This is a genomic window from Parabacteroides sp. FAFU027, assembly GCF_022808675.1.
In the GTDB taxonomy this organism is placed as follows: Bacteria; Bacteroidota; Bacteroidia; order Bacteroidales; family UBA7332; genus CAXXIC01.
In genome coordinates this window covers 218,805-243,705 of record NZ_JAKZKV010000002.1, presented here as the reverse complement: position 1 = coordinate 243,705, position 24,901 = coordinate 218,805, and the positions used below count along the sequence as shown (strand labels likewise).

Here is a 24,901-nt window from a genome sequence, read left to right as displayed (position 1 = left end):
AGAATGCCGGATCTTGATATTATCCATAGACGAGCTTACTCTTGTTCTTTTTTACGCCCTAAGAATATATAACCTACGACTCCCAGTAGCAAAATAGCCATTGCAGCATAAGCGACTGTTTCAGTCAGGGTGATAGTTTTAGGGATAAATGTGAATACAATCTCGTGGTCACCGCCAGTCAATTGAAGAGCACGGAGGATGTAGTTTACACGTCCGATTTCCACCTCTTTGCCATCAACTGTTGCTTTCCAACCCGGATAGTAAACTTCACTGAATACGGCTACACCCGGAGTTGCTGAATGAGACTTATATACCAGTTTATTCGGCGCATAAGAGGTCAGCTTTACAGTAGAAGTTGAGTCATGAGCTGCTGTGGTTTTAGGCAGAACATTCTCAAATCGTTTATCCACAATAGCTGTTTTTACCGGATTGAAGTTGTTAAGGGCATCAATCTCCTCATCGGCATTGTTCACCCACTTCAATTCGCTGACAAACCAGGCATTACCCATCGCTCCCGGATTAGGCACAGCTACCTGACCTTGCTGAGTTCCCAGAATAAAATACTTCGTATTCAGCATATTCAATACAGGGATGCTATCCTTTTTATCCACAAAATCCTGGAAGGTTTTGTAATGCTGCATACGCATGAACTCCGGAGTCAGGTGGAAGTCAATCATATCCTGATAACGGCGTAATTTAGCAGCATGGTAACCGCCCACCGATTTGTGATAATAAGAAGTTGTAGCATCATTGAATGGATCAACCGTCATGTTGAAAACACGGAAATCCGGATCTTTATCCTGAAGGATTTGCTCATCGGCAGCTGTTTTCGGGAAAGGATTACTGATTTCTCGCGGATACATGAACTTTTCACTGTTCAGGTAACGTTTGTTTACACCACCCATATCGATCAGGCAAAGCAGGGCGATAAGACCCACCATAAGACCGCTTTTGATTTTATCTTTCGCAAACAGGAACATGATTACCGCTCCCACCAATACGACGATAAAACTCCTCCATGCATCTGCTGTGAATATAGCTTCTCGCACCGATTTCAGGTTTTCGACCACTGGTGCCAATTGCGGATTCATATTCACCTGCGGTAAAATGCTTTCCACCTCTTGCTGACTCAGAAAATCAAAGAACACGGTTGGCATCAATGCAAAAATCAAAGAAATACCGGCAGTCAACCCCAATGAAGTATAGGTCGCCTTCTTATTTTCAAGAAGGATAGACGGTTTCTCGATAATCTTCTTCAGTGCCAATACAGCCAGTAACGGTATCGTAAATTCAGCGATTACCAGAATAGACGATACGGCACGGAACTTATTGTACATTGGCATGTAGTCGAGGAAGATATTGGTAAACCACATCATGTTTTTTCCCCAGGAAAGGAAAATAGAGAGGGCTGTTACCACAAATAATGGCCAAGCAAGCGTACCTTCGACCACAAAAAGACCGAAGATAAACAAAGCTAAAACAAATGCACCGACATACACCGGACCTGATGTAAACGGCTGGTCACCCCAATATTGGTTTTGTTGGGAAAGCATTTCTGCATATTGTGAATTAAGCTTATCCTTAGCGATTTCATTTTGACCAAGAGCACCTGTAGCTCCACCTTTTACGTTTGGAATCAACAATGACCAGGTCTCACCTTTACCATAACTCCATTGTACGATATAATCACGCTCTAATCCCGATGCTGTCTGATTAGCTGTTGTGGCATTCTGGCCAGCGGGATTTGCAGGATTCTGAGCTTGAGCCTGAGCAGTTTTAGGAGCCGAGTGTGTCAGTTCAGCTTTTCCACGGATCGTCTGCTTACTGTACTCATAGGTATGATACAGGTTGGAAAGGTTGATACAAACACCGATAACTGCAGCAATGAGCAACGTAACGGTAGCTTTGAAGAAACGGGGCAACTCTTTCTGTCGAATGGCTTCCACAAAGAAAGAAACCACCAATGCAGCGATGACGAACATAAAGTAGTAAGACATCTGCACGTGGTTTGACAATACCTGCAAAGCCACAAACAGAGCAGCAATCACACCGCCCAGCCAGTAACGTCCTCGATAAGCCAGTATCACGCCACCGATTACAGGTGGTACATAAGCTAATGTGGCAAATTTCCAGATGTGTCCGGCTTCAATGATAATGAAAAAATAAGAGGAGAAAGTCCAGGCAATAGCTCCCAATACGGATAAATCGGTGCGAACACGCAACGATTTCAGCAGAATAAAAAAGCCGATCAGCATCAGGAAAATGAGACTCGCCGGTGATGGAAGATAAAGCATCAGCAACTGGGTCACGTTGCGGAAAAGGTTAGCCGAACCAAAGTTGGGAGACATCTGGTAAGTAGGCATACCGCTGAATACGGTTCCGGTCCAACGGGTTACTTCGCCGCTTTTGGCAAAATATTCACCTATCTCATGACCGTTGGCAAGTCCCTGGCGGGTATCCCCCTGGAACAAAACCTTACCATCGATAATATCGGAGCCGAAATAGCCGATCGATATCACCATAAAAACCACAATAGCCGCCAGATAAGGCCATAGTTTTTTGAAATCAATCTTATTCATGGAATTAATTATAATTTGAAAATTTGAGAATTTGAAGATTAGCAAATTATACTACCGTGAAAACAAGAAAGAGACACAAAGCAGGTAAAGCATCAATTTATTTAATGCAAAACCATCTTTGTGTCTCTTTGCTTTCAATTTCTACCAGAAATTAATAACGGTAATGTTCGGGTTTGTACGGACCATCTGCCGAGATGCCCAGGTATGCAGCCTGTTTTTCAGTCAGGGTAGTCAGTTTCACACCGATTTTTTCCAGGTGCAGGCGAGCCACCTCTTCATCCAGCTTCTTAGGCAACACGTAAACGCCGGTTGCATAGTTGTTGGTGAAAAGTTCAATCTGAGCCAGAGTCTGGTTGGTAAACGAGTTACTCATCACAAACGATGGGTGGCCGGTTGCACAGCCGAGGTTCACTAAGCGTCCGTCTGCCAACAGGATAATTGAGTGACCTTCGGGGAAGAAATATTGATCAACCTGAGGTTTGATGTTGCGGGCTTTGATTCCCGGATATTGTTTCAGTTTTTCAACCTGAATTTCATTGTCGAAGTGGCCGATGTTACAAACAATAGCGTTGTCTTTCATCTTAGCCATGTGGTCGATGGTAATGATGTCGCAGTTACCGGTAGTGGTCACGTAGATATCACCTTCTGCCAGCGCCTCTTCCACAGTAGTTACGCGGTAACCTTCCATAGCAGCCTGCAATGCGCAGATCGGGTCAATCTCGGTTACGATTACGCGGGCACCGTATGAACGCATAGAGTTTGCGCAGCCTTTACCCACATCACCGTATCCGCATACAACCACCACTTTACCTGCCAGCATAATGTCGGTAGCGCGCTTGATACCGTCAGCCAACGACTCGCGGCAACCGTACAGGTTATCGAATTTTGATTTGGTAACCGAGTCATTTACATTGAAGGCAGGGAACAACAGTTTGCCTTCCTGCATCATCTGGTACAAGCGGTGAACTCCGGTGGTAGTCTCTTCAGATACACCACGGATTTCCGGCAACATAGATGACCAGATGGTATTATTTTCTTTGAGAACGTTTTTGAGGATTTTGTAAAGTTCCGCTTCGTCTTCTCCACCGGCTACTTTGTCCAGTATGGCAGCATTTTTCTCAGCTTCATATCCTACGTGAATCATCATGGTCGCATCACCTCCATCGTCCACGATCACATTAGGACCTTTACCGCCCGGGAAACGCAATGCCTGAAGGGTACACCACCAGTATTCTTCCAGTGTTTCACCTTTCCATGCGTAAACGGGGATACCGGCAGCAGCGATCGCAGCCGCAGCGTGATCCTGAGTCGAATAAATATTACAGCTCACCCAACGCACTTCAGCGCCAAGTTCTACGAGGGTTTCGATCAATACGGCAGTCTGGATGGTCATGTGGAGTGATCCCATGATACGAGCGCCTTTCAATGGTTTCTCCTTGCCGAATTTTTCGCGCAAAGCCATCAGGCCGGGCATCTCTACCTCAGCCAATTCGATCTCTTTTCTTCCGAAATCGGCCAGACTCATATCGGCCACTTTATATGGAAGTTCTGAAAATAATTTTTCTGACATAATTCTTTTGAAGATTTAGAGTGCAAATGTAGAAAAATAATGGGAAAATTCCGGGAAAATGGTTGAAGGAGATTGAAATAGCGGACTGATTGGCACACAGATGGGATGGATAAGACGGATGGACTCATATTTTTCTAATCCGTGATTATCTGTGTTACAAAGCATCAGTGTCATCTGTGTGGTTAATGAGTGATATCATTCATTTCCAGCTCTGGTATAAAAGCAAACACCCACCCGGTCAATGTGTTCTGTTAATTGCTCGTTTCTGATAGTGTGATAATTCAACACATCAAAGTGATAAGGCATAATAGTCTCTTCATTCAGAGAGAAACTTATCGTTGAAACTATGCTGTAAGTAAGGGTTTCGCCTTTAAGAGCAATATCAACATCACTTCCGTTACGATAATTACCTTTTACACGGCTTCCAAAGACATAAGCATGTTCAACTTCAGGATAACGGGATAAGATTTCCCGGATTGCCAGGATATCAGATTCTTTAAGTCCAAACATAATTACAATTTCCGGTGAAGTTCTGTATCTAACTCTTTCAGTAAAGGATAATAAATATTGCGGATCAGATGTTCGACTTCCAACACAGTCTCTTCATCATATGTCTGTGTTGTGAGATTCCGGTCTTCCAATGCCTGAAGCCAGGTGTGTCCATCTGTAATCAGTTCGGTTTCGAAAGCCTTCTTAATTGCAGCGCGGGGTGATTTGACATCTGCAAATCCTTGTTCTTCCAGATAATCTTTCAACACTTTCCAGCCTAATTCGAAACTGAGTTCAAAAAACTGAATCAATCCGGCACGCTGAATAATATCAGGAGCTGCAATTGATAAGGCTTCTTCCAGATAATGAAGCGATTTTTCAAAATTCTGAAAGCGTTGTTTCTATCTGATATCTTCCGATAACATAGCGTTGTAATTTGGTTTGAACTTCACAAATGTAATTAAAACAATCCGGTTATTTATCTGCTGATAATATCAGATGATACTATCAGCAGATAAATTCATGGTAGAAATTGTTTTCTAAACAAAACAGTCTATTCTTATTGCACAAACCAAAACCCCTGGCTGATTGTTTCTTAGTCTATGGAAGCACAAAACCTAAACAGATTATCAAAAGCCCGCAGCCCTTACCTGCAACAGCACGCCAACAACCCGGTGGACTGGTACGAATGGGGCGAAGAGGCACTGGCAAAGGCCAAAAACGAAAATAAACCGTTACTCATCAGCATCGGGTATGCGGCATGTCACTGGTGTCATGTGATGGCACATGAGTCGTTTTCCGATGCAACGATAGCGGAGATCATGAATAGGCACTTCGTCTGCATCAAAGTGGATCGGGAAGAGCGCCCCGACATTGACCAAATCTATATGGAAGCGGCACAACTGGTGAGCGGAAGAGGAGGATGGCCGCTCAATGCCTTTGCGTTGCCAGACGGAAGACCTTTTTATGCCGCTACCTACTTCCATCCAACGCAATGGAGCAGTCTTTTACAACAACTGGCCAATCTCTATCATACCGATTACCGGCGGATAGTCGATGCTGCCATTTCATTGTCAACCGGAATTAGTATGAATCCCTTTGAAATGGCGGAAAATACGATGTCAGTCTTGTCAAAAGCAGACTACGATAAGGCATTTGCCCATATGCTGTCACATGTCGATTTTGAGCAGGGAGGAACGAAAGGTGCCCCCAAGTTTATGATGCCCGTAGGATGGGAATTTATGCTGCAATATCATTCCCAGACGGGAAATGAAAAGGCTCTGGAGGCAGTACGCACAACACTGAACGCGATGAAAAGAGGTGGAATCTATGACCAGATAGGTGGGGGATTTGCACGATATTCGACTGATGAAAATTGGTTAGTGCCGCATTTCGAAAAAATGCTGTATGACAATGCCCAACTAATCAGCCTCTATTCCCACGCTTATCAGAATGGCCATCGGAAAAGCTATGCCAAAGTGGTGGAACAAACCATTGCATTTCTGGAAAGGGAGTTGTTGAGTCCGGAAGGAGGATATTACTCGTCCATCGACGCAGACAGCGAACACGAAGAGGGGAAATTTTATGTCTGGACAAAAACGGAGTTCGATAATGCTGTTGATCCGGAGACAGCCGGGCTGATGGCTGATTTTTACCACATCTTCGAGGAAGGAAACTGGGAGAAGGGAAAAAACATCCTGCATTATCATGACCTGCCATCTGACTTTGCCAGAGAAAATGGCATTGATCCGGCATCTTTCAACGAACTATTGGAGCGCACAAACGGGTTTCTACTGTATGAACGGAGTAAGCGCATCCGGCCCACCACGGATGATAAAATTCTGACTGCCTGGAATGCGTTAGTGCTAACGGGATACGTCGATGCCTACAAGGCGTTGGGCAAAACAGAATATTTGCACAAAGCATTACTGCTGGCAGGTTTTCTGGAAGAAAAGATGCTCAGGGAAGGTCGTCTTTACCGGAATTATAAAAATGGCGAAGCTACAGTGGAAGCGTTTCTTGATGACTATGCACTGTTGGCTGCGGCCTGGATTGACCTTTACCAGGTCACTTTTGACATCCATTGGCTGGAACAAAGTCGCTATCAGGCAGAACAGGTGTTGGAACATTTCGCATCGGCTGAAAGTCCGCTTTTCTATTACACCTCCGATGAATCAAATACCCTGTTTACCCGAAAAATGGAAGTTGCCGACAATGTCATCGTATCGTCAAACTCGGCATTTGCCCACGTATTGTTGAGACTTGGTGCTCTCTATGACTTGCCGGAATATTCATCGCGTGCGCAAGAGATGTTGCTTACCGTGGGAGAACAGTTTCTACAGGGTGGAATCTATTATGCCAACTGGGCGATGCTGGCAGGGAAGCTCACCCATCCGACCTGCGAAGTGGTCATTACCGGGAAAAATACCATCGGGACTGCATTGGAACTACAAAAACGATATCTTCCGAATGTGATATTTGCCGGAGGCGACAGCGAGAACCTGCCTTTACTCAAAGATCGAATATCGGATGGAGAAACAACGATTTACGTTTGCCATAACAAGACGTGCCAATTGCCTGTACATACAGTAGAAGAAGCAATAAAGCTCCTGTAAGCCCGAAAAACCTGACTGAAAATGTCCCTAAGTCAGGTTTTTTTGTGCCTCAAAAGTATCAATTCTGATAAAAATATACAGGTTATATGAATAACAATACACGAATTTCATCAAACAATTGAAGAAGATTGTCAAGCAATTGAAGAAGTGCACTCAAGCAATGAAGAATTTTCGTCAAGCAATTGATGAATTTCGCTAAGCAATCAGGAATTTTCATCAAACAATGAAGGAATATCATCAAGCAATGAAAGAATTTCGTCAAGCAAAGGCGAAGATTTCTCAAGCAAAAGCAATTTATTCCCCAAAAACTGACTATCATTTTGATACCTGAAACTCTTATTCCTGAGAGAATTAGTGCAACTAAGTCCACAATCCTCTTATTTATCAAATATTCTTAATTCGATATGAAGAATTCCGGAATATATTGTTTTAATTTGCAGGTAATCATTTGATATAAATATCACAGTTACAGTGTTCCTATCCTCAAATCTATCCTGCTATGTCTGATAAACAAACACTTTTCAATAATCTTTCGGTGTTTGAGATGGCCGACCTGTTTCTGACGGACAAAACCGACCAGACAGCGAAAGAAATCTACCATAATACCCTGACTCTGACTACAACTTCGGAGGTGGCGAAAGAAATTTCTACTGAAGAAATACTCGCATCACTCGCGAGAATCAAAACTTCGGTGCAAAACCAGCTATTGAACAGCCCGTTGAGCATTGATATGAACTATCATGTCTGGTTCAATGAACTGGAAGGTCAGTTGATTATTTGCCTGATCAATGCCAATCACGATAAATTGCCCCTCGAAGGTGAGATGCAATTTGTCGAAACCGAACAGGAAGTGATTTACCGGTTCCTGACTTCCCCATACTTAGATGGTTTGTTGCTCGGGGAAGAGAGCAAGCAATCTGTAAAGGATGACTTACATGATGAGGAGTCGCATATCTGGATTTACAAGGAGAGGATTGTAAAGGGTAGAAGATAATGAATAGGCATTAATCAGGATTGTATGAAAGTCTTAGTCTCGTTCTTGTTGTTCTTATGCTTCGGAATTGCATCCGGACAAACGTTTTCTTATCCCAATATCAAACAGGAAGGTAGAAAAATCGCAGATTTTATTCCCAACGGATGGGAGATATTGAAAATTTCGGAAGGCGATTTGAATAAAGACCTGCAAAACGATTGTGCATTGGTTATTCAGCACAGGGATAGTGTCAAAATCAAAAGGGAAGAAGAGGGCATAAATGAAATCGTCACCATACAGCCCAGAATGCTATTGATTCTTTTTCGGGACAAAATGACTAATGGATTCAAACTTCGAGAGAAATCGGAGACATTTATACTTTGTCATGATACTCCTCAAATGGATGATCCTTTTGACTCATTATACATCGAAAAAGGGATCCTGAATATTAAGTTCAGATTGTTTTATTGGATTGGAAGCTGGGATGTAAATCAGACAACATATAAATTCAGATATCAAAACAATGAGTTTGTGCTTATCGGAGCAGAAAATACTATCTTTAACAGATCAACTTTAGACTTCGAAGAATACAGCTATAATTTCCTCACGAAAAGATGGTCGTTGACGAAATGGAATAATGAATCAAAACAAACTCCTGTCCCTGAGTGGCATAAACTTGACCTTAAAGAGCTCAAGACATTAAAGACGATTTACAGACCATATAGATGGGAAGTAACAAAAGATATCTTTTTATAATATTTTTGACGCAAGATGACCTAAAAAGGAGATTCTATGTAGCCCCAATTCATATCTCCAAATGATAAGTCCCAATCAATTATCAGCAACCGATAAATGATTGGGACTTTTTGTGCAAAAAGAAGAGCCACGCCTACGACTCCAAATTCTTATTCAAAAACTCTCCCGGTCTTACGCCAAACTGCTTCTGGAAACATTTGGTAAAGTAGGACGGATTGTTGAAACCCACCATGTAAGCAATCTCATTGATGCGGTATTTATTTTCCGAAAGAAGTTCGGCTGCTTTTTTAAGGCGGACTACCTGCATCAGTTCATTCGGTGTAACGCCGGCAAGCGTCTTGATTTTGGCAAAAAGACCAGAACGACTGATCGCAAGTTCTTCGGCCAGTAACTCAACGGAGAAATCCGGATTGGAAATATTATTCTCAATCAGGGCATTCAGCTTAGAGAGGAAGTTCTCGTCCGCTTTATTCCCCGCAATCGTATTGAGCGGCACAAAAGGCATCTCGGAATATTTGCGGCGAAGGGTTTTCCTTGACTCAATCAGGTTGCGGATTTGCGCCTTGAGGAAGCGAATAGAGAAAGGCTTTTCTACATAAGCATCCGCCCCGCTATTCATTCCATCAATCTTGGTGCCGAGGTCGGTTTTGGCCGTAAGCAACACCACAGGAATGTGACTCGTCAGGATATTTGACCGCAGTGCCGAGCAAAACTCCAACCCATCCATATTTGGCATCATCAGGTCACTAATGATCAGGCTTACCTCGCTGTTTTTTAGTTTGTCAAGACCATCGCGACCATCTTCTGCCGTAATTACGGAATAGTCCGACGAGAAACTATCCTGCAGGAAGCCACGCATTTCGGGATTATCTTCCACGATCAGCAGCAACGGCTTTTCTTTGGTTTTAGAATCGGGCGAATCAATATAATCTGTCGGCAAAACATCGTGCAGTTCAGGTTCATCAAAGGTAGAGGTTTCTGGTACCACATCGCCTGATACGACCGCATCATTCATCAACGGCAACGAGACGGTAAAGCAGGTTCCGGCAGGAAAGGCATCGGTTACCGAAATCTGTCCGCTGTGTGCATCGACAAGACTTTTCACCAACGAAAGGCCAATCCCCGTACCGGGTTTCACGCCCGATGATACCTGATAGAAAGGCAGGAAGATCTTCTCCTTCTCTGCATCAGGAATGCCCTGTCCATCATCTGTCACCAATATTTCAAAACGCTCCGCCCCAAGGAAGCAGGACATAACAATCTTACCTTTTGCATACTTCATGGCATTCGAAAGCAGATTGCTGACAATCTTGGTCAATGCTTCCTGATCAATATCGGCCTCCAGATCCGGATTCTGACAATCGTAAACAAACTCGATTCCCTTCTGCTCAATCAACGGATGAAAACGGTCAAACGTACTGCGCAGCAATTCCGGCACATTCCGGCGAATAAAAGTCAGAGCAAGCACGCCCTGTTCCACTTTCCGGAAATCGAGCAGTTGATTTACCAGCAAAAGCAGGCGCTGACTGTTGCGGTCAATGATATTCAGATCCTTCCGCATCACCTCCGGGAGATTGGCTGCGGTGGCCATAATCTTCTCCAACGGCCCGATAATCAACGATACCGGAGTACGTATTTCGTGGGCGATAGTGGTGAAGAAGCTGATCTTCGCATTGTACAGCTCGGCCTCCTTTTCCCGGCTCAGTTGGTCAATCTTTTCCTTGTGCTTCCGTTCGGTACGCTTCATCCACGATTTGGCCAGCCACACCATCAGTCCGATGAAAAGCAGTACGTAGAACAACTTGAATACGGGAGTCAGCCAGAAAGGCGGATGGATGACAATCTCCAGAGAAGTGCCTTCTTCATTCCAAACGCCGTCATTGTTACAGGCTTTTACCCGGAAGGTATAGGTTCCGGCAGGCAGGTTGGTATAGGTCGCTTTGTGTTGGTTGGTCACATAGTTCCAGTCTTTGTCAAAGCCTTCCAGCTTGTAAGCATATTTATTCTTTTCGGGAGTGTTGTAGCTCAACCCCACAAAGTCGAGACTGAACACATTGTCTTTGTATGACAGATCAATCCGCTTCATCGACTGAATGGCTTTGGGCAAAGGTCCCTCTTCTCCGACTGCAACAGCTTTATTGAAGATCTCCAGCCGGGTAATGGCTACCGGAGGAACATATTTGTTCTGCGCAATATTATTCGGATAAAAGGCATTGAAGCCATTGGCCGTACCGATGTATATTTTACCGTTGGAACTCTTAAATCCGGAATTCGCAATAAACTGGTCGCTCAGCAAACCATCACTTTGGGTAAACACCTGACAAAAACCGGTTTTGGGATTGTACCTGACCAACCCTTTCGAAGTCGTGATCCATAACTGGTCATTATCTTCAATCACCGAACAGATAGTATTGCTCGGAATATTCAGGTGAATGCGGATAAAACGATTCTTCGCTTCATCATAACGGCACAGACCGTTGGTCGTTCCCACCCAAAGCTTCGCTTTACGATCCATCAACATGCAATTGATCTGGTTTCCGGGAAGCGAAGTCGTATCTTCTGGCCGACTGAGATAACTGCGCCATTGGCGTTTCTGTTCGTCAAAGCAGAATACCCCTTTCCCCCAGGTTCCAAACCATAGCCTCCCCTGTGCATCCTGCTCGATATCAATGGTAGTCGCACCGAGGTCCTTCACCCGGGTGAAATTGTCCTCCGCACGGTTATAGAGATTCAGGCCGGACATACTTGCCACCCACATACGTTGGGCGCGGTCTTTGAATATGGCATAAATACTGCTGCCATCAAGTGATTTCGGATTGTTGTACTCATCTCTGTAGTGCGCAAACTGACCGGTACGGGTGTCAAAAACATTCAATCCGCCGGAATAGGTACCAATCCAGAGTTTATCATTATCCCAGCAGAGCGCATGTACATTGTAATAGGAAATGCTGTTGCTACCGGGCTTTGGCATATAAGCCGTAAAACGACCGGTCTGCTTGTCGAGCCGGTTGAGTCCGCCATCATCCGACGCAATCCAGATGTTTCCGGCTTTATCTTCGGTAAATCCGCCAATGACATTCCCATTCACCGAATTGACAAAACCGGAATGAGTGTAACGCTCGAAAATCCCGCTCGTAGGGGAAACATAATTGACACCGCCGTAGTAAGTACCCACCCAGAGACCACCTTCCCGGTCCTTATAGATCGGATAAATGAATTTATCGGAAAGCGAAGTGGGGTCAGTCTCTCTTGCGGTAAACAACCGGTGACTCAACGTGCGGGTATTGAATAAGCTCAGTCCGTCATCCGATCCCACCAACAGCTCTCCCGGACTGTATTCACACATTTCATGAACGTGTAATATCCCGGCCTGTGATTTCGGCGAAAGATAGCTTACAGCTTTGTGCAATTTACTATCCAGTTTGTAAATACCCCGATCCCAAGTGCCCAACCAGAGGTTTCTGTATGAATCTTCATAGATCCGGTAGATCGAGGAGTACGAATCATCGCCCTCAACGGCAAACGGGAAAATATCAAACCGGTTTGTTTTGGCGTTAAACAACATCAGCGAAGTATTCGTTCCTTTTTGTCCGGCCCATATGCGGTTGGCGCGGTCGGCAAAAATGCAGTTAATCAGGTCTGATTTCATTCGCCCGGAGTTGTGCGAAGTCCAAAGGTATTGCTGTAGTTTTCCGGTAGAGAGATGGTAGCTAAAGATTCCCTGTCCGTAAGTCGCCACCCAGAGATTTCCGGATTTATCCAGAACCATATTATTGATTGTCGAGGAAATGATAACCCCACCGGATGTCTTTGCATTTAAACGGGTAAACTTTTCGGTTGCGGGATCGTAAGTATAAATTCCTTCGTCCGTGCCGATATAGATGATTCCTTTTTCGTCTTCGAGCAAAGTACTGATATAATTGCTTCCTAAGGAGCTTCCATTCAGTTGTTTACTTCTGAATTCCTTGAAGGAGTATCCATCAAAGCGGTTCAGTCCGTCTTCCGTGCCAATCCACATAAAACCCTGACGATCCTGCAGGATGCTTCTGACCGAATTATAGGAAAGTCCATCTTCTGCCCGGTAATGACGGAAACGGAACTCACCGGCCGTTATCCATTCTGTACAAAAGGAGATGAGAGTGATTAGCAGGAACAGGGTTTTGTTTCTCATGGAATTCAATATCTGGTTAGGTAACAGGTCCATTCAATTAGCAGAATACAATATTAATACTTTTATTTAGAAATGACCGGCAGAATCTTCCAGATTCGCAATAGAAAAGTCCAGAAATTAGCCACATCGCACTGTTATCCAATAGGTTGTATTTAAATGCAGCAAAATCAGCATTGGACTATTCTGCTATATAAATAGACGATTATTCAATCCTCAATGACGGGTAATCTATTAATTCGCAATCAAAAACCAAAGTCTATTCACTTTCCCAACACACTATGGATAAAAAACACATTTTCGTATTAGCCTTTTGTCTTCTATCCGGTCTGGCCAAGGCACAGATGTTCTTCGGCGAACAAAAGAGCAAACAGGACTCCGCTTTTCTGAGTCTGGCCGCTACACCTCCCATGGGATGGAATAGCTGGAATAAATTCGGATGCAATGTCAACGAAGCCCTGTTAAAGGAAACCGCCGATGCGATGATCTCTTCTGGCATGAAAGAGGCCGGATACCAATACATCGTTATCGACGACTGCTGGCAGGTGGGCCGTGACGAAAAAGGAAACATCATCGCCGACCCGAAAAACTTTCCGAATGGAATAAAAAGTCTGGCCGATTACATACACAGCAAAGGGTTGAAGTTGGGGATTTACTCTTGTGCCGGTTCACTCACCTGTCAGGGAAAGCCGGGCAGCCGGGGATACCAGTTTCAGGATGCCCGACAGTATGCGGAATGGGGCGTTGACTATCTCAAATACGACTGGTGTTCCAATGAGGGACAAAACGCAGAAGCGGCTTATCGCACGATGAGCGATGCCCTGAAGGCGTGCGGCAGACCGATTGTATTTAGTATTTGTGAGTGGGGTGAAAGCCAGCCGTGGAAATGGGGCAAAGGTGTAGGACAACTCTGGCGTACTACGGCCGATATACGCGATTGCTACCGCTGTAAGTTCGACTGGGGCGGTGTGGGAGTCCTTGACATTATCGACGTACTAGCCGACCTTTATCCTTATGCCGGTCCCGGTCACTGGAACGATGCCGAAATGCTCGAAGTAGGCAACGGCGGTATGACGCACGATGAATACATTACGCACTTTTCGATGTGGGCGATGCTGGCGGCACCGCTTATGGCGGGTAATGATCTTCGTTCGATGGACAAGACAAGCCACGAGATTCTGACAAACAAAGAAGTTATCGCTGTGGACCAGGATAGTCTGGGCGAACAGGCCCGCCGCTTTATGGACATGGGCGAACAGGAAATATGGGCTAAACCATTGGCTAACGGCGAGCTGGCCGTCTGCTTCCTCAACCGTACCGATAATGTCTGGAATCTCAATTATGACTGGAAAAAGCAGACTATTTACTTCGCGACTCAGGTCAACATTCACAAAAAAGAATATACTATTCGCGACTTGTGGAAGCACAAGTATATCGGAACAACGGCATCATTCACCAAAGCGGCCATTCCGGCTCATGGGGTATTGATGGTAAGGCTTTCTCCGAAAAGATAGAAACTCACAAAAGGTTCAAGATTCTTTGCTTTTTCCGCCCCTAATTATCTCCCTTCGGTCGATGACCGTTGGTTCCCCTAAAGGGGACTTATAGAGAGTGCAGTACATTATCAGAATCTGAATAATCATAGTCCTTTTATTACATAATATCTCCAAATACCTACTGCTGCAAAAGTCCCCTTCAGGGGATTTAGGGGCGGCAACAAAAAAGTCAGTTGACTAATAATCAGCACAAGTATGACACACAACACCAGACTACAAATATTCCTCATAAGCCTGTTCATCGGCATTTCAGCTACAGTATCAGCAGAGACATTATCCCTCAAATCACCCGATGGGAAACTACGGGTAGCAGTCAACACAGGTAACCAGCTGACCTACTCTGTGAAGGATGGCGGACAAATCATCCTGGCTCCCTCAGCTATCGGAATGACGTTGGAAAACGGAGCTGCATTAGGCAAAAATCCTCACAAGGTAAGTGTAGCCACTCGCTCTGCAAAAGAGACCATCAACGCCACAAACTACCGTTTCGCGTCCTTCACCACCCAATACAACGAACTAAAAATCACCTTCAAGGGAAATTACGGCGTGATATTCCGGGCCTATGACGAAGGAGTAGCATACCGGTTCTTCACGACAATGGGCGGAAACATCAGCATCAAAGACGAGCTGGCGGAATTCAACTTTGACAAAGATTACACCAGCTATATGCCTCATTCGACCGGCAAAAAAGATCCGTTTGCCATGGCGTTCCAAAGCACCTACGAGGTAAAACCGCTGACTCAGACCAATCAGACCTTGCCGGCGTTCCTGCCTCTCACCGTTGATCTTTTGAAAGGGAAAAAACTGACCATCACCGAGTCGGATCTGGAAGATTATCCCGGCATGTTTATTCAATCTGAAGGAAAAACGGGATTCAAAGGACTATTCGCCCCGCTACCGTCCAAGGTGGCACAAAACGCTTGGCGGAAACAGGAGTATGTGACCGAAAGAGCCAACTTCATTGCCCAAACCAGTGGAACAAGAGAGTTTCCGTGGAGAGTATTAGCCATCACCCGAAATGATACCGAAATGCCGGTCAACAATCTGGTGTATGCACTGGCTTCTCCCCCCCGCATTAAAGATTTCTCCTGGGTAAAAGGCGGTAAATCGGCTTGGGAATGGTGGAACGACTGGGGTATTTCCGGCGTGAACTTCAAAGCCGGCATCAATACCGAAACCTACAAGCATTACATCGAGTTTGCATCGCAAAACGGACTCGAATATGTCATTCTGGACGAAGGGTGGTACAAACCGTCAAGCGGCGATATGCTGACCGTGATTCCGGAGATTAATCTGCCCGAACTTATTTCGTATGCCAAAAGTAAAAACGTGGGCATCATCCTCTGGACGGTGTTCAACGTACTGGACAGCCAGTTAGAAGCGGCATGTAAAAAGTACTCCGAAATGGGGATCAAAGGCTTTAAAGTCGATTTCCTCGATCGTGACGACCAGAAGGCGGTGCAAATGACCTATCGTATTGCCGAAATGACCGCCAGATACAAACTGACACTCGACCTGCATGGTTTCTACAAACCGACCGGACTGAACCGCACCTATCCGAATATCATCAACTTCGAAAGTGTATTTGGCATGGAGGAGATGAAATGGAGTACACCGGAGGTGGATATGCCAACCTACGATGTGACATTCCCATTCATCCGGTTGATGGCCGGTCCGGTCGATTATACGCCGGGCGCCATGCGCAACAGTACCAAAAGTGACTTCAAGCCCATTTACTCCAATCCGTTGAGTCAGGGAACCCGTTGCCACCAACTGGCAACCTATATTGTGTTCGATTCACCGCTGACCATGCTGGCCGACAATCCGACCATTTACCAAAAGGAACAGGAATGTACCTCATTCATTGCCAGCCTGCCTAACGTAACCGATGAAACGAAAATCTTGCAGGGAAAATTAGGGGAATACATCGTTTCGGCCCGCAGAAAAGATAAAGAATGGACAGTCGGTGCATTAACCAACTGGACCGAACGGGATATTGCATTGACTCTGGATTTCCTCAAAAAGGGTATAAAATACCAGGCCGAGATATTCAGCGACGGCATCAATGCCAACAAACAGGCTTCAGATTACCAACGTGAAATCCTCACCGTAACGTCAGATTCCACATTGAAACTTCATCTGGCTTCTGGCGGAGGTTTTGCCATTCGTCTGACGGAACTTAACGGCGATAAAGTAACCGCAGTCCCCCAATCGCTTCACCTCTATCCCTTTTATAAAAAATACCTCGACGCGGGAGGAATGCCTGTCGTCAGCTCACATCAGGTAAGTGACAAGGCGCTTTACAAAGCCCGCGAAATCATTATGGGAATGTTGTCGAAGCGGAAAGACATTGCCCGTTATATGATCGGAAAAGGGTGTCGCGTAATGGTTATCGGCGCAAATGAACAGGTGTGCGAGCTACCGGAATATGCCCACATCTGCAACAGCCCCGACAGCATTGCATACTGGAATAAACGCGCACGCGGCTTTGGCGGCTCACCCGAAGATGACTTCAGTTGCAGTTGCGGCGAAGAGAATCTGATTTGCCTTTCCGGTGATAAATATGAAGGTGAAAATATCCTGATTCATGAATTCGCTCATATTTTCCATATGGTCGGGATTGTTGGGGTAAATCCCAATTTCAACAACGAATTGGAGACCGTGATGAAACATGCTATCGAAAAAGGATTATGGGAAAAGACCTACGCTTTGAGCAACAAGGAAGAATATTTTGCAGAAGCAGTCCAGTCCTTCTTCAATTGCAACCGCTATTCCGAAACGCCAAATGGTGTACACAACTCCATCAACCGCAGGGAGAAGCTCAAAAAATACGATCCCGAAATGTACAACCTGTTGCTGAAATATTTTGCAGAAATAGATATTCCGATCAGTAACAAGGTGCATGAGTAAACCTGTTGATATAGACCAGGGAGTGATTTATTATCCATTTATTTAATATCTAATATATGATGAAAGCATTAAAGCTGTACTTTGCAGTATTACTTAGTTTCTGCCTGATTCCTTCGGTTATAAGGGCTCAAAACGGCGATCAAATTCTGGATGGAATTGGCGAAACCAGCCTAATCTCACGTTATTCTTTTAACGGAGATGTTAAGGACCTGTCACGAAACACCTTACATGGCACCCTTCAGGGTACAAATTATAAATTTATCCATGACGAACTATTCGGAAATGTTCTTTCGCTATCAGGCGATAAAAAGGCTTTTATAACCTTGCCGGGAAAATCAGTATCAGGCGAAGAATCGCTAAGTCTTACCGGTTGGGTTTTCTTACGCTCGGCAAAAAGCGGTCAGCTTCTTTTCGATTTCGGGAAAGACTTTAATTCGCATTTTATGGTTGCCCCGGTTGGGACGAGGGAAAAAGCAGGTTTCCTGGCTCAGGTGACGACAAAATTAAATACTTACACAGCCAGTTCAGCCGCTTTGTCCATTAATAAATGGAATCATATAGCCGTGGTTATTGATGTGCCTTCAAAAACTTTGAGTACGTATCTAAACGGAAAACTTGTTTGTGAAACAAAGAATGTAAATGTTGAGTTAAGTCAGCTTTTCGATTATAAAGCAAGCGACAAAAATAAACTTTACATAGGAAAATCAGCTGCGAAGGAGAATATCTGGCTAAATGCCAGTTTGCACGATTTCAGGCTTTACAGGGTTCCATTAACAGAAATGCAGGTGGCGCGAATTTACCAAAATGCTTTAAAAACTGAAGGCGCAGTCAGGACTGATGATGAAAAGGTCAGCAATTTGCCCGGCTTTCCGGGAAATACTCCTCAGTTGTATAATGCTTACCTCGAAAGCGTTCCTGATATTCGGGTCGAAACTGTAGTAGGAATTCTGCCTCGATTGCCCCGTTACATAAAAGGTGTTTATCGGAATAACTTTAATGGACCAAAAGTTAGGGTTATATGGCCGTCACCTACAGATAACAGTCAGGTGCTGACTCCCGGCACTTATACCATTTCCGGGAAAGTACCCGGCACTAACTTGCAACCCAGGGTTACAGTTATAATTAAAGATGCAAAAGAAATGGCAAAGCCCGGCCGAACGCTGGAACCTTTCAAACTTAGCCAGGTAACATTAAATTCCGACAGTCATAACCACAGTTCTAAATTTATCGAGAACCGCGATAAATTCCTGAAAGGTCTTGCTGGTTCCAACCCCGATGATTTCCTTTATATGTTCCGCAATGCCTTTGGACAGAAACAGCCGAAAGGAGCCGAACCGCTTGGTGTATGGGATAGCCAGGATTGCAAATTGCGCGGTCATGCCACGGGGCACTATCTTAGTGCGATAGCACAGGCCTATGCGGGTACCGGTTATGATCCATCGCTTCAGGCTAATTTTGCCAACAAAATGAAGCACATGGTCAATTGCCTCTACGAATTATCAAAATTATCCGGACAACCTCAAATCCCTGGTGGTGCATGTGTCCCGGATCCCAAAGCCGTGCCTCCGGGGCCGGGTAAGTCAGGTTACAACTCCGATTTGAGTATGGATGGAATCCGCACCGATTACTGGAATTGGGGTAAAGGATTTATCAGCGCCTATCCGCCCGATCAGTTTATTATGTTGGAAAAAGGAGCCAGTTATGGTGGCGATAATACCCGGATTTGGGCGCCCTACTATACTTTGCACAAAATACTGGCCGGTCTTATGGATATATATGAAGTCAGTGGTAACGAAAAGGCTTTGGAAATAGTTAAAGGCATGGGCGACTGGGTTTATGCCCGATTAAGCCAGCTTCCTGATCAAACACTTATCAGCATGTGGAACAAATACATAGCAGGCGAGTTTGGGGGCATGAACGAAGCTATGGCCCGACTGTCAAGATTAACCAACGAACCACGCTATATGGAAGTTGCAAAGATGTTCGACAATATCAGGGTTTTCTATGGCAATGCTGAACATTCGCATGGGTTGGCCAAAAATGTTGACACGTTCCGTGGTCTGCACGCTAACCAACACATTCCTCAAATTATTGGGGCACTTGAAATGTATCGTGACTCACATGCTCCGGAATACTTCAATATTGCTGATAATTTCTGGTACATGTCAATAAATGATTATATGTACAGTATTGGAGGAGTTGCCGGTGCGCGTAACCCGGCAAATGCCGAATGTTATATCAGTCAGCCCGCGACACTTTACGAAAACGGCTTCTCTGAAGGCGGACAGAACGAAACTTGCGCGACCTACAACCTGCTCAAATTGTCCAGCGACCTTTTTCAGTTTGAGCAACACGCTGAATTAATGGATTATTACGAACGCGGGCTTTATAACCATATTTTGGCTTCGGTAGCCGACAGTACACCGGCAAATACCTATCATGTACCTCTCAGACCGGGTTCGGTTAAACAGTTTGGAAACGACGACATGAAAGGTTTTACCTGTTGTAACGGTACAGCGCTCGAAAGCAATACCAAATTTCAAAACTCTATTTATTTCAGAAGCACTAACAATCAGGCTTTGTACGTAAACCTTTTTATTCCATCAACCTTACACTGGACTGAAAAGAACATCACCGTTACACAAACAACCGCTTTCCCGAAAGAAGACCATACGCTATTAACGATTAAAGGCAAAGGCACGTTTGACCTGAAAGTGCGCGTGCCACATTGGGCAACCAAGGGCTTTTTTGTAACGATTAACGGTAAACCCGAGAAAGTTTACGCCGAGCCGGGAAGTTATTTAACCTTGAGCCGTAAATGGAGCGATGGCGATAAAATTGAGTTGCGTATGCCTTTCCACTTTTACCTGGAACCGGTGATGGATCAGCAAAACATTGCAAGTTTGTTTTATGGCCCGGTTTTACTGGCAGCACAGGAACCTACCCCTCGTAAAGACTGGCGCAAAATTACCCTTGATGCAAACGATATAAGCAAATCAATATCAGGCAACCCTGAACAATTGCAATTTACGATCGATGGTGTGGTTTTTAAACCATTCTACGAAACTTATGGCCGCCATTCGGTGTATTTGGATGTCATGCTAAAGTAAAAATACCCGGCCAGAGATAGTGGCTATAAGTTACACCGTTATAAGAAGAACCATCAACTTGAACTGCACCCCGGTTTGCTCATAGAGTACCGCAAGATTCGTTTATCAGATGTTCGTTGTATTTGCCAACATTTCCAGCGTTTCAACCTTTGGAGAAGTTGATTGAAGGAATAACAAAAGCCGTTTAATCACTGGTTAAACGGCTTTTTGTTGTTGTCGCAGTTATAAGCTGCTTATATTTTAGGTACAGTACAGGTTTTGAAAACTTGAACCAAGAGTTACTTTACATTCTTGCGGCAGGAGAGGTTCTAAATCCGACAAGCGGTGTGAAGCCGCTGTTCGGTGTGCGCTTCGAAACGCTTGTCGCGTTGAAAAAATTTGAACTAGAAAATAATTTAATTCTCTATTGTTTTACGAAGGTAATGTTAGGACTTATTGGGGAGTAGGTTGTGTTTTGGCTTGATAAGGTTATTTTACTGCCTTTGACTGTTCCATTATAAGACGAATAACCGGTTAAAGCTGAAACATTCATTTTCAAATTAGGGTATTCATATGTGTAAATGTAAAAGATATTTATTGGGGTATTTACTTCATCTAAGTAGGAAAGTTTACAATTGGCATCATCCTCAAAAATAAGAGTATATTTTGAATCTGTAGATATCCAGCTTGTTCCTGATAGAATTTTGAGTTCTTCATCTTTGCAGTTAGTTAAAAACAAGGGTAAAATAAAAAGAAGTACGACTAATTTTGATTTCATAAAGCGTTTGATAATTTGTCTGTAAGTACATTGTTTTATTTGATTGCGCTCAAGCTCCCGTTCGGCGACAGGCTCTGCTTTCGACGTGATAAAAATAAATCTTCTGGCTTTGCCTTAGCGTAAAAAAGCTCCATCGTTCCGTCAAATGTACTACATTAGGAATTAGCGAAACCGTCTGAGCAGAAACCGGGGTCAGTACAGCCAGGATTTTATCGTTGATTCATCGGATGACTTTGAGTCATCCGATGAATACACAGCACTTCACAAACCTACCAATTCCTCCACACAAAACCAATCTTTTCAATAATAATTACCCGCCAAAGCGTCTCTATGTCCAATTCTATTCAACAAACAAGCCACTCATTCGCACAATAGTAAATAATGGCAGAAATTCTCCGGGTTGTACTACGGTTGATTAAAGGTTGTATATAGGTCTACTTTAGGTTCTTATTTTAATAAGAATAATTTGACACTGAGGTAACACAGAGATAAAATAGTCATTATAAAGAGTATTTTATTACTATTACATCACTATTTTATCTCTGTGATATCACTATTTTACTGTAAAGTAAACCTATACTCACCCTAAAGAGAACATCGAAGGAATCTATTAATGAGTCTGCGCAAAACAAACCGATTTTCACAGACCTATCAGAAGTCATTCCGAGACTTCTGGCTATGCATGATACCATCGGTTATTCGTTGTGGAATCTAATATGAAACCGATGAAAACTTCGTACGTCAATATTGATAACCGAAACCATTATCCGGAGTAAGTGGATTTCTAACTCAGCATGAGCGGAAAAAGCAAGATCATCCCTGCAAAAATCATCCAGAATAAGAAAGCAGAATCCACTTGTTGCGGCTATATGGCTGTGATATAGTCAATTATGCTGAATATAACAAATATCCCCGATAGACTATTTTACTACTCATTTAGACGATAGTTTTACCCATTCGCCAGCTCAGAAAGTATATTTGCAATGCAGTCGCAAAGACAATCGCATTCTAATTTTTCACCATGAGACATACTCTTTCTTCAATCATTATTTGTACGGCAGTGGGACTCTTTACCACCGCTTCAGCTGTCAATAAACCGGCGCAACCGATTAAACAGGTGCCGTTCACCCAGGTGCATTTTACCGACAACTTCTGGGCGCCACGCATCGAAATCAACCGTACTGTTTCTATTCCTTCCGCATTCAAAGAGTGCGAGAAAAACGGACGCTTCGACAATTTCGCCTTAGCCGGAAAACTAATCAAAGGCGAACACAAAGGCGACTTCTCGTTTGACGATACTGACCCGTATAAAATCATTGAAGGCGCCTCATATTCTTTAGCTGTAAAATACGACAAAAAGCTGGATGCATACCTTGATAGCGTAATCAATCTGATAGGTGCGGCTCAGGAACCGGACGGCTACCTGACCACCTGCGTGACCAACAAATGTACCCGTCTCTCCGGCTGGTGGGGAAACGCCCGCTGGGAAAAGATCAACAGCCACGAACTGTACAATTGCGGACACATGTACGAAGCGGCAATCGCCCATTTTCAGGCTACCGGAAAAAGAACGTTCCTCAATATTGCTATCAAAAATGCCGATCTGATCTGTAAGGTTTTTGGTCCGAATGAAGGACAGATTCACCGTCCGTCAGGCCACCCGATTGTGGAAATGGCATTGGCAAAACTTTATAAAGTGACCGGAACCAAACGCTATCTTGACCTGGCGAAATATTTCGTGGAAGAGACAGGGCGTGGAACTGATGGTCACCGCCTCAGCGAATACAGTCAGGATCACATGCCCATCCTGAAACAGGACGAAATCAAAGGGCATGCCGTGAGAGCAGGATACCTCTATTCCGGAGTAGCTGACGTAGCTGCATTGACCAACGACAAAGCCTATTTCGATGCGTTGACCCGTATCTGGGAAAATATGGTGAGTAAGAAGATGTTCATCACCGGAGGAATAGGTTCGAGAGCACAAGGCGAAGGTTTTGGCCCGAACTATGAACTGTACAACCATACCGCATATTGCGAGACCTGTGCCGCCATCGCCAATGTATATTGGAACGAACGTATGTTTCTGGCTACCGGCGACGCGAAATACATCGACGTGCTCGAACGCGCATTGTACAACGGTGTGATCTCCGGCGTATCCCTGAGCGGAAATAAATTCTTCTACGACAATCCGCTGGAGTCAATGGGCCAGCACGACCGCCAGCCGTGGTTTGGATGCGCCTGCTGTCCGGGGAATATCACCCGATTTATGGCTTCTGCTCCGGGCTATGCTTATGCTACCCAAGCCAATGATATTCTGGTAAATCTTTATGTACAAAGCAATAGCAAAATCAAGACTGCAACCAACACCGTACAACTGAACCAAACCAGCCAGTATCCATGGGACGGTGATGTGAAGATTTCGGTAAAACCGCTGAAACCGGGCAACTTCGCCATCAAACTTCGCATTCCGGGTTGGGCGAAAGACGAACCGGTTCCATCAGGCCTTTACAAATTCACCCAAAAGGCCGGAGTTAATTACCAGATTTGGGTAAATGGCAAAAAAATCGCCTCAACTGCTCAAAACGGATATGCTGTCGTTTCCCGTAACTGGAAAAGCGGAGATGTGATTGAATTGAAGTTGCCGATGCCGGTTCGCCGCATTCAGGCTAATCCCGAAGCGAAAGACGATCAGGGTAAACTGGCCATTGAGCGCGGTCCGATTATGTATTGCCTTGAAGGTTGGGATCAGGGCGACAAGCATATTTTCAACAAATACATTCCTGAAAATGCGAAAATGGAATTCCGTTATCAGAAAGATTTGCTGAACGGTGTGGGAACTCTTAGCGGAACTGCCATCGAAGTAGCGAAAGACAACGCTGATAAGCTAACCGAAAAAGAGGTTCCATTCATGGCCATCCCTTACTCTACCTGGGACAACCGCGGTAGTGACGAAATGGCGGTATGGATTCCGGCTTCTGCAAACTATGCCCGTCCGGTTCCCGAACCTACTATCGCATCAAAGGCAACTTCGGTTAACGGTTACGGATTTAACGACCAATGGGAACCTAAAAGCTCAAACGACATCTCCAAACCCTACCACTACTGGTGGTTGAAGAAAGGATCCGAGGAATCTATCGAATACGCATTCGAACAACCGGAAACGGTGTCAAACGTCCAGGTGTACTGGCTTGACCTTGACCACTACGATGGCGATTTCAGAATACCCGAGAGCTGGAAACTCTATTACAAAGACGGGGAGGAGTGGAAAGAGGTCCAAACCGCTGAAAAATACACCACCCTGAAAGATTGCTACAACAAACTAAACTTTACCCCCGTAAAAACAACCGGACTGAAAATTGTAGCCAAACTTCAAAAAGGCGAATCCGGAGGTGTACTGGAGTGGAAAGTTAACTGACAG

At 44.6% G+C, this 24,901-nt stretch carries 12 protein-coding genes and 1 pseudogene; 7 read left to right on the top strand and 6 right to left on the bottom strand.

All coding sequences use genetic code 11. The features are described from left to right. Positions 1-35: 35 nt before the first annotated feature. From MLE17_RS04195 to MLE17_RS04180, 4 genes and pseudogenes are all read right to left on the bottom strand, one after another. Positions 36-2,579: a YfhO family protein gene (locus MLE17_RS04195; protein WP_243347352.1), complete on the bottom strand. Its 2,544-nt coding sequence runs from the start codon at positions 2,577-2,579 to the stop codon at positions 36-38. Between the two features lie 151 nt (positions 2,580-2,730). Continuing rightward, positions 2,731-4,149 carry an adenosylhomocysteinase gene (gene ahcY, locus MLE17_RS04190; RefSeq protein ID WP_243347351.1) on the bottom strand — a complete coding sequence of 473 codons (1,419 nt, stop codon included), beginning with the start codon at positions 4,147-4,149 and terminating at the stop codon, positions 2,731-2,733. Between the two features lie 195 nt (positions 4,150-4,344). Beyond that, on the bottom strand, positions 4,345-4,659 hold the full coding sequence (locus MLE17_RS04185; protein WP_243347350.1) for a nucleotidyltransferase domain-containing protein: 315 nt from the start codon (positions 4,657-4,659) through the stop codon (positions 4,345-4,347). A 2-nt stretch (positions 4,660-4,661) separates the two neighbouring features. Beyond that, positions 4,662-5,024: pseudogene (locus tag MLE17_RS04180) on the bottom strand (nucleotidyltransferase substrate binding protein); the annotation flags it as partial. Positions 5,025-5,240: 216 nt separating this feature from the next. Here MLE17_RS04180 and MLE17_RS04175 point away from each other — a divergent pair. The 3 genes from MLE17_RS04175 (at position 5,241) to MLE17_RS04165 (ending at position 8,982) form a co-directional block, all read left to right on the top strand. Next, positions 5,241-7,253 (top strand): thioredoxin domain-containing protein, encoded by a 2,013-nt coding sequence (locus tag MLE17_RS04175; protein ID WP_243347348.1) that lies wholly within the window; start codon positions 5,241-5,243, stop codon positions 7,251-7,253. Between the two features lie 499 nt (positions 7,254-7,752). Continuing rightward, positions 7,753-8,247, top strand: a complete 495-nt coding sequence (locus MLE17_RS04170; RefSeq protein WP_243347347.1) for a hypothetical protein — start codon at positions 7,753-7,755, stop codon at positions 8,245-8,247. A gap of 24 nt (positions 8,248-8,271) precedes the next feature. After that, entirely contained in the window at positions 8,272-8,982 is a 711-nt protein-coding gene (locus MLE17_RS04165) for a hypothetical protein (RefSeq protein ID WP_243347345.1), read from the top strand. Between the two features lie 133 nt (positions 8,983-9,115). Here the strand turns inward: MLE17_RS04165 and MLE17_RS04160 are convergent, their stop codons facing one another. Continuing rightward, positions 9,116-13,153 carry a hybrid sensor histidine kinase/response regulator transcription factor gene (locus MLE17_RS04160; protein ID WP_243347344.1) on the bottom strand — a complete coding sequence of 1,346 codons (4,038 nt, stop codon included), beginning with the start codon at positions 13,151-13,153 and terminating at the stop codon, positions 9,116-9,118. Positions 13,154-13,431: 278 nt separating this feature from the next. Between MLE17_RS04160 and MLE17_RS04155 the strand changes: the two genes are divergently transcribed. From MLE17_RS04155 to MLE17_RS04145, 3 genes are all read left to right on the top strand, one after another. Then, on the top strand, positions 13,432-14,664 hold the full coding sequence (locus MLE17_RS04155; protein WP_243347343.1) for a glycoside hydrolase family 27 protein: 1,233 nt from the start codon (positions 13,432-13,434) through the stop codon (positions 14,662-14,664). A gap of 237 nt (positions 14,665-14,901) precedes the next feature. After that, complete coding sequence (locus MLE17_RS04150) at positions 14,902-17,616, top strand: glycoside hydrolase family 97 catalytic domain-containing protein (RefSeq protein ID WP_243347341.1); 2,715 nt, start codon at positions 14,902-14,904, stop codon at positions 17,614-17,616. A 56-nt stretch (positions 17,617-17,672) separates the two neighbouring features. Beyond that, entirely contained in the window at positions 17,673-20,726 is a 3,054-nt protein-coding gene (locus MLE17_RS04145) for a beta-L-arabinofuranosidase domain-containing protein (RefSeq protein ID WP_243347339.1), read from the top strand. 403 nt (positions 20,727-21,129) lie between these two features. Here the strand turns inward: MLE17_RS04145 and MLE17_RS04140 are convergent, their stop codons facing one another. After that, complete coding sequence (locus MLE17_RS04140) at positions 21,130-21,483, bottom strand: hypothetical protein (protein ID WP_243347336.1); 354 nt, start codon at positions 21,481-21,483, stop codon at positions 21,130-21,132. A 1,021-nt stretch (positions 21,484-22,504) separates the two neighbouring features. On the opposite strand from MLE17_RS04140, the gene MLE17_RS04135 reads away from it, so the two are divergent. Beyond that, positions 22,505-24,898, top strand: coding sequence for a glycoside hydrolase family 127 protein (locus tag MLE17_RS04135; RefSeq protein WP_243347335.1), 2,394 nt, complete (start codon positions 22,505-22,507; stop codon positions 24,896-24,898). Positions 24,899-24,901 lie beyond the last annotated feature (3 nt).

Bases quoted from the DNA above. Each gene is read 5' to 3' on its own strand.
- MLE17_RS04195 (WP_243347352.1), bottom strand. From the start codon at position 2,579: ATGAATAAGATTGATTTCAAAAAACTATGGCCTTATCTGGCGGCTATT.
- ahcY (WP_243347351.1), bottom strand. From the start codon at position 4,149: ATGTCAGAAAAATTATTTTCAGAACTTCCATATAAAGTGGCCGATATG.
- MLE17_RS04185 (WP_243347350.1), bottom strand. From the start codon at position 4,659: ATGTTTGGACTTAAAGAATCTGATATCCTGGCAATCCGGGAAATCTTA.
- MLE17_RS04175 (WP_243347348.1), top strand. From the start codon at position 5,241: ATGGAAGCACAAAACCTAAACAGATTATCAAAAGCCCGCAGCCCTTAC.
- MLE17_RS04170 (WP_243347347.1), top strand. From the start codon at position 7,753: ATGTCTGATAAACAAACACTTTTCAATAATCTTTCGGTGTTTGAGATG.
- MLE17_RS04165 (WP_243347345.1), top strand. From the start codon at position 8,272: ATGAAAGTCTTAGTCTCGTTCTTGTTGTTCTTATGCTTCGGAATTGCA.
- MLE17_RS04160 (WP_243347344.1), bottom strand. From the start codon at position 13,153: ATGAGAAACAAAACCCTGTTCCTGCTAATCACTCTCATCTCCTTTTGT.
- MLE17_RS04155 (WP_243347343.1), top strand. From the start codon at position 13,432: ATGGATAAAAAACACATTTTCGTATTAGCCTTTTGTCTTCTATCCGGT.
- MLE17_RS04150 (WP_243347341.1), top strand. From the start codon at position 14,902: ATGACACACAACACCAGACTACAAATATTCCTCATAAGCCTGTTCATC.
- MLE17_RS04145 (WP_243347339.1), top strand. From the start codon at position 17,673: ATGATGAAAGCATTAAAGCTGTACTTTGCAGTATTACTTAGTTTCTGC.
- MLE17_RS04140 (WP_243347336.1), bottom strand. From the start codon at position 21,483: ATGAAATCAAAATTAGTCGTACTTCTTTTTATTTTACCCTTGTTTTTA.
- MLE17_RS04135 (WP_243347335.1), top strand. From the start codon at position 22,505: ATGAGACATACTCTTTCTTCAATCATTATTTGTACGGCAGTGGGACTC.